7 protein-coding genes are annotated in these 6,651 nt (G+C 64.4%); all 7 read right to left on the bottom strand.

The features are described 5' to 3' along the window. Positions 1-652 (bottom strand): TetR/AcrR family transcriptional regulator (locus ACK41V_RS23045; protein WP_409785918.1); only part of this gene is annotated, 652 nt, incomplete at its 3' end. Between the two features lie 161 nt (positions 653-813). Next, positions 814-1,476 carry a nucleoid occlusion factor SlmA gene (gene slmA, locus ACK41V_RS23040; protein ID WP_409785916.1) on the bottom strand — a complete coding sequence of 221 codons (663 nt, stop codon included), beginning with the start codon at positions 1,474-1,476 and terminating at the stop codon, positions 814-816. Between the two features lie 204 nt (positions 1,477-1,680). After that, complete coding sequence (locus ACK41V_RS23035; protein WP_409785920.1) at positions 1,681-3,132, bottom strand: ATP-binding protein; 1,452 nt, start codon at positions 3,130-3,132, stop codon at positions 1,681-1,683. Positions 3,133-3,216: 84 nt separating this feature from the next. Continuing rightward, complete coding sequence (locus tag ACK41V_RS23030; RefSeq protein WP_409785914.1) at positions 3,217-3,912, bottom strand: response regulator transcription factor; 696 nt, start codon at positions 3,910-3,912, stop codon at positions 3,217-3,219. Positions 3,913-4,073: 161 nt separating this feature from the next. Then, a complete protein-coding gene (gene argB, locus ACK41V_RS23025; protein WP_409785912.1) occupies positions 4,074-4,964 on the bottom strand; it encodes an acetylglutamate kinase in 891 nt (296 codons plus the stop codon). A 97-nt stretch (positions 4,965-5,061) separates the two neighbouring features. After that, positions 5,062-6,165: a glycosyltransferase family 4 protein gene (locus ACK41V_RS23020; protein ID WP_409785910.1), complete on the bottom strand. Its 1,104-nt coding sequence runs from the start codon at positions 6,163-6,165 to the stop codon at positions 5,062-5,064. Further along, on the bottom strand, positions 6,162-6,651 hold a 490-nt coding region (locus ACK41V_RS23015), incomplete at its 5' end, for a glycosyltransferase family 2 protein (RefSeq protein WP_409785908.1). The genes ACK41V_RS23020 and ACK41V_RS23015, both read right to left, overlap by 4 nt.

The raw sequence follows: 6,651 nt of genomic DNA, 5'->3' as shown, positions 1-6,651 counted from the left end.
CGCTGTAGCGCGCCAGAATGTTGTGAAAACCCCGGATGGCGCGATCGAGCGAACCGGGGTTTTGCAGAAAGCGGGCTTCGTAGTGCAGGGCCAGGATGAGGCCGTGGATTTCGAACAGCATCTGCTCAGCATCCACATCGGCCTGCAACTCGCCCAGCTCCTTGCACTGCTCAATGGCGCGACGCATGGCGCTGTGCCAGGTCATGACCGAGCTGGCCAGCGCATCGCGCACGGGGCCGGTGCGGTCGTCAAACTCGACTGCGCCGCTGATATAGATGCAGCCCGAGTCGATTTCGATGGAGGTGCGCTTCATCCAGTTGTCGTACAGCGCGTGCAAGCGGGCCAGCCCGCGCGCAGCCGACATGGCGGGGTAGAACACTTCCTGCTCGAAACGGGTGTGGTACTCGCGAATGACCGAGATCTGCAACTCTTCGCGCGAGCCGAAGTGGGCAAACACGCCCGACTTGCTCATGCCGGTGACGTCGGCCAGCGCGCCAATCGACAGCCCCTCCAGCCCGATGTGCGTAGCCAACCCCAGCGCGGCCTCGACAATGGCCGCCTTGGTCTGCTGGCCTTTTTGCAAGGCACGGCCCGTGCCAGTGCGAGCGCGCGGAATGCGGGTGACCTGGCGGGAATCAGTGGTGGCGGGCATGGTGCAAATAAAAACGAACGTTCGTTCTATTCTGCAGCAAATTCACCGCCGGGCAAAAACCCCACGGAAAAATAGGGAGGTGCGCCAAAAACCCCTGTTGCGGCAACGCCACCGGGGTGCGGGCATATCGCCCGCGCCTCTGAACTTGGCTCGTACGGCCCTTACAGCATCAGCGCCAGGCTGGCATCCAGATGTTCTGTCGGCATGCGCTTGAACCCGGAGCGGGCATACCGCTGCAACCGCCCCACGGCAAAGGCGGTCAGCACACTGGCCGCGACCTGGGCATCCACTGTGGGGGTGTCCGACCCCGCGGTGGTGGCGCGCAAGCACTGGCGCAAGGTGGACTCGATGCGGTCAAAAAACTGGTTCATGCGCTGCTGCAGGCGGTCATGCTCAAACACCAGCGCATCGCCCACCATCACACGCACCATCCCCGGATTGCGTTCGCCAAACTGCAGCAGCAAGGCCACGATGCGGGCCGCCTGGCGAGCGCCCACATCGGCGGCCTGGGCAGGGTCTGGCACCTCGCGCCCGGTGATCTGCTGCACCAGGGTGAACACGGTCTGCTCGATGAAGTCGATCAGACCTTCAAACATCTGCGCCTTGCTGGCGAAGTGGCGGTACAGAGCCGCCTCGCTGACTGCCAGGCGCGCTGCAAGCGCAGCGGTGGTGATGCGTTCGGCCCCCGGCTGCTCCAGCATCGAAGCCAGCGCCTGCAGGATCTGCACCCGCCGCTCCCCGGGTTTGGGCCGTTTGCGCGCCGCAGGGGTGTCACCGTTGTCGGCAGTGCTGGCGGGCTCAGGAAGGGGCGAGAGTTCGGACATGCAGGACAGGGGCTCTGGTGGGGCCATGCGGCCGGTGGCACCCTGTGCCTGGTTCACGCGCCGGGTGGGCGAAACCAGTCTGCGGCAGGGCGTAAATCATGTGTGGAAATGATTCTCGCACAGGGCCTGTGGCGCCCATCCCACGCCCCGCAACCACGCCGAGGCAACGTCACAACGCGCAAAAAACCCCATGTTCTGCGCCGCCTACAACCGGAACACCACGGTCACCAGCAAGCCATGCCCCTGGGGGCCGGTGCCCAGCGTGAGCGACGCCCGGTGCACCCGTGCGATCTCGTCGGCAATGGCCAGGCCCAGGCCCGTGCCCTCGCCCACCGTGCCTGGCACACGGTAAAACCGCTGCATGACGCGGACACGCTCTGTCTCGGGCACGCCGGGCCCATCGTCTTCCACCTCGACATACACCCTCGGAGGGCCTGCGCGGCCCTGGCGCATGCCACAGCGAATGGTGACGATGCCACCGGGCGGCGTGTACTTGATGGCGTTGTCCACCAGGTTGGACAGCAGCTCGCGCAGCAGCCAGCCGTGGCCCGTCACGTGCACGGGTTGCACATCCAGCCCCAGGTCCAGACCTTTGCCGGTGGCGGGGTCGAGAAAATTTTCAAGCAGCGTTTCACACAGATCTTTCAGGTCCACCCGCTGCGGGGGCTGCGCATCCAGGCTGCGCGCATCGGCACGCGACAGCGCCAGCAACTGGTGCGCCAGTTGCGAGGTGCGGCGCGTGGCGTTGCGCAGTTTCTCGATCTGATCGACTCCTAAAACAATAGCACCTTGCGCTTTACCATCCTGCGCTAGAGCCTGTTTTCTATCAAAATCTGGCAACAAAACCCGTGGAGGCGCTGCCGCTTTGGCCATCATGGCCCACGCCTCGACCTGGGCTTGCAAGCCCGCCAGTGGCGTGCGCAGCTGGTGGGCGGCATCGGCCACAAAACGGCGCTGCCCCTCCGCCTGCGCGTTGACCAGCGCAAACAGCCGGTTGAGTGAATGCACCAGCGGACGCACCTCGGTGGGGGAAGAAGCCTCATCAATGGGGCTCAGGTCGCGCGGCGAGCGGTGCTCCACCGCTTCGGCCAAGTCCACCAGCGGCTTGAACGCCCGGCGCACCGCCCAGTGAATGGCCAGCGCAGCAGCCGCCACCAGCACCAGGTTGGGCAGCAGTACGCGCAAAAACAGTTGCTGGGCCCACTGCTGGCGCGGGTCAGACCCATCTGCCAGTGCCACCACCAGCTCCCCCGCCCCGGTGCGACCGCGCAACACAGCCACCCGGTAGGTCACCCCGCCAAACTCCACGCTGTGAAATTCCGGCGCCTGCGTGGTGGGCACCGCGCTGTGCACCCAGTCGTCGCCCAGCAGCAGGTTTCCGCCGACATCGCGCACGCTGAAGCCTGCAAATCCGGCGTTCTGGCGCAAGAACTCTTCGACCGGCGGCGCCAAAAGCAACAGAGGGGGTTCGTTGTCACGGATCGGCGGGGCCAGCACCGAATCTGCCAGTGCCGGCAGCAGCCGCAGCAGGCGCTGGTCGTGCCGACCCGCAGCCTCGTCGGCCGAGCGGTAGTCCAGCCACACCCCCACAAACGCCAGCGCGCACAGGGGCAGCACCAGCATGAACAGCAGCCGGTTGCGCAGGTCGGAGGTCATGGCGCGCAGCCCGGGCCGCTGAGAAGGGACGGGCTGGGGCTGCGTCATGGCGGGCAGTCAATCAGGCAGGAAGACCGAACCGAGTCAGGGCGCCTGGAGTTCCAGCCGGTAACCGAAGCCGCGAATAGACCGCAGCGCCACCCCGTGAGGCTCCAGCTTGCCGCGCAGGCGGGATACGTAGACCTCCACCGCGTTGGGCGTGATCTCCTTGTCCCAGCCGGTCAGCGCCTGCAGCAGTTTGTCTTTGCTGGCAGGCTTGGGCGCGTTGATGAGCAAATATTCGAGCACCGTCCACTCGCGCGGACCCAGCTCGATGACCTGCTCGGAGGAGTCAGCCGCCCGAATGCTGGCGCGGCGGCCCGCGGTGTCCAGCTCCAGCGGGCCAAAACTGAGAACCGCCGTGGTAGCCGCCTGCGAACGGCGCAGCAAGGCGCGCAGGCGTGCCAGCAGCTCGGGCAGCTCAAACGGCTTGACCATGTAGTCGTCCGCCCCCAGGTCCAGCCCCTGCACGCGGTCATGCAGGGCGTCGCGGGCGGTAAGGATGAGGACTGGCATGGAGGGGCTGGCCATGTCAGGGCGGCGCAGGCGGCGCGTCAGCTCCAGGCCGTCCATGGCGGGCAGGCCGATGTCGATGATGGCTGCGTCGAACGACTCTGTGCGCAGCACCTCCTCTGCCCGCTCGCCACTGCCCACCCAGTCCACGGCATAGCCCGCATCGGCAAGCCCCAGCTTGATGCCGCTGGCCACCATGACGTCGTCTTCGACCAATAGCAGGCGCATGTCAGCGCCTCGCCGCTGCACTGCGTATTGTTCGAAACCCCGAACACTGGCGCGCAAAAGGCCAGTGCCACCGTGGAACTGGCTCTGCCAGGCCACTGGTGGCGTTCCGCTCCCGCGCAGCGAGAGAGGGGGAAGACGCGAAGCGGCTCAGGGGGGGCATCTCAATGGCTACGAATCATCGTGCCGTAGGCCTGATCGGTCAGGATTTCGAGCAGCATGGCGTGTGGCACCCGGCCGTCGATGATGTGCACCGCGTGCACACCCGCCTTGGCGGCATCGAGCGCCCCGGCAATCTTGGGCAACATGCCACCCGAAATGGTGCCATCGGCAAACAGCGCGTCGATCTCGCGCGCTGTCAGGTCAGTCAGCAAGTTTCCTGCCTTGTCCAGGACACCGGGCGTATTGGTCAACAACATCAGCTTCTCAGCCTGCAGCACGGTGGCGAGCTTGCTGGCCACCACATCCGCGTTGATGTTGTAGCTCTCGTTGTTCTCGCCAAAGCCGATCGGACTGATCACGGGAATGAACGCATCATCCTGCAGCGCTTTGACCACGCTTGGGTCGATGGCCACGATGTCACCCACCTGGCCCACATCGTATTCAATGGTCGGGTCTTTGGTGTCCACCAGCTTGAGCTTTTGGGCGCGGATCATGCCGCCGTCGCGGCCGGTGAGGCCCACGGCCTTGCCGCCGGCCTGGTTGATCAGGCCCACGATGTCCTGCTGCACCTCTCCCGCCAGCACCCATTCGACCACTTCCATGGTCTCCGCATCCGTCACGCGCATGCCCTGGATGAACTCGCCCTTCTTGCCCAGGCGGTTCAGGGCCGTCTCGATCTGCGGTCCGCCGCCATGCACCACCACGGGGTTCATGCCCACGAGCTTGAGTAGCACCACGTCTTCGGCAAAATCGGCCTGCAAGGCAGGGTCGGTCATGGCGTTGCCGCCGTACTTGATGACCATGGTCTTGCCATGGAACTTGCGGATATAGGGCAGCGCCTGGGCCAGGATTTCAGCCTTGTCGCGTGGGGCAATCGAAAGAAGGTCGGTCATGGAGGCGTGCCATCCGGTGAAAACTGTGAGGCGCAAATTGTGCCGCATTCACGCGGCACTCCCACATCAACATGCGCAAGGGCCGCAACCCCTATCTTCAGTGGCGTAGCCAGTGAGGCACTTTGAAACGCACGATGGCGAAATAAGCCATCACGTAGCTGATCACAAACAGCGCACAAAACGCCATCAGCAGCGGCGTATTGCTCCAGAACAGCACCGCAGGCACCACGGTGAGCAGGGTAAAGCCCCACAGGTATGGCGAAGTGCGGTTGTTGCGCATCAGAACCCGACGGGATTCGTCGTCATGGAACACGCCCCGCACGATGCGCCGGTAGATCAATTGGTGAAAATGCAGCGCATCGGCCACGCCGGGCGACACCCCACGAACTGTCTTGCGGTAGATAGAAAACACCGTCTCCCACACTGGATAAATCAACAGCAGCATGGGGAACCAGGGCGACACATCTGAATTGCGCTGCACCAGCGAAATGCTGGCCAGCGCAATCACCACGCCCCATATGTACGCCCCGCCGTCACCTGCAAACAACATGCCGCGCGGGTAATTCCACACCAGAAATCCGGCGGTAGCAGCGGCGGTAGACACCAGCAAGGCGGCCAGTGCTCGATCCCCCACTTGCAACGCCACGTGGGCCAGCGCCAGACACACAATCAGCGCCACCATGCCCGCCAGACCGTTGTAGCCGTCGATGATATTGAAGGCGTGTGGGAGACCGGCAACGGCCAGAACGACGATGGCAATGCCAATCCAAGGGGCGGCGGTCAGCACAGTGTCCAGCCAGGGCCAGCCCAGGCGAGGAAGGGTCAGATCCAGCAGCCACACCGCCAAAACGCCAGAGGCGCCGGTCAGTATCAACCGGTACCGGACGGACAGGCGCTGGGTCATGTCTTCAGCAATGCCACCCAGCGCCGCGGGCAGCAAGGCCACCAGCCAGCTGCCTACCCAGATCCCCAACCTCAAAGAGCCAGGATCACTCCATATAGTGGACTGCAACACGCCCAGCCCCCAACTGACGCACATTCCCAGCAGCAAGGCGGCGCCCCCCAGGCGCGGAATATCACCCAAATGAAACCGCTGCGGCATGGTTTCGCTATAGACCGCCGCATGCTCCCGCCCCCATCGCACGATGAGGCCTGCAGCCAGCGCCGCCACCAGAAAACCAACCACAGACAACCAAATCATGGGGTGCCGATGGTACCCGCGTCGGCTGACGGCGAGGTTAGCAACTGTTGCGCTCGCGCATACACCGGCGAAAGCCACAGCCGCACCAAGCTTCGCACGTGCCAGACCAAATGCCTCAGGCTGCGCCCACTGGCGCGTTGTCCCGCGTGAATCACCTGCACCGGAGCTTTGGCCAAGTTCAGTCCCCGCAGCCTCAAACGCAAGCAGAAATCCACGTCTTCGCAGTACATGAAATAGCGTTCGTCAAACCCTCCCAGTTCATGCCACACAGCCGTCGGCACCACCAAACAGGCTGCGTTCACCCAATCCACCCGCATTTCCGTGCGCCCCAAAAGCCTGCGTCGGACCAATGAGAGCGGCGAAGGGATCTCGCGTTCACTGTCCTGTACGCGCCCGCACTCATCCAACTGTACCGGGTAAGCCCCCCCCACCCCCCGCACGCTGCAGGCCGCCAGCAACTCAGCGAAAGGGTCGCTCCCCACCAGG

Source organism: Acidovorax sp. (assembly GCF_046291265.1).
In the GTDB taxonomy this organism is placed as follows: domain Bacteria; phylum Pseudomonadota; class Gammaproteobacteria; order Burkholderiales; family Burkholderiaceae_C; genus Acidovorax.
The sequence above is the reverse complement of the archived record's forward strand: the minus strand, read 5'-3'. Positions and strand labels throughout refer to the sequence as shown.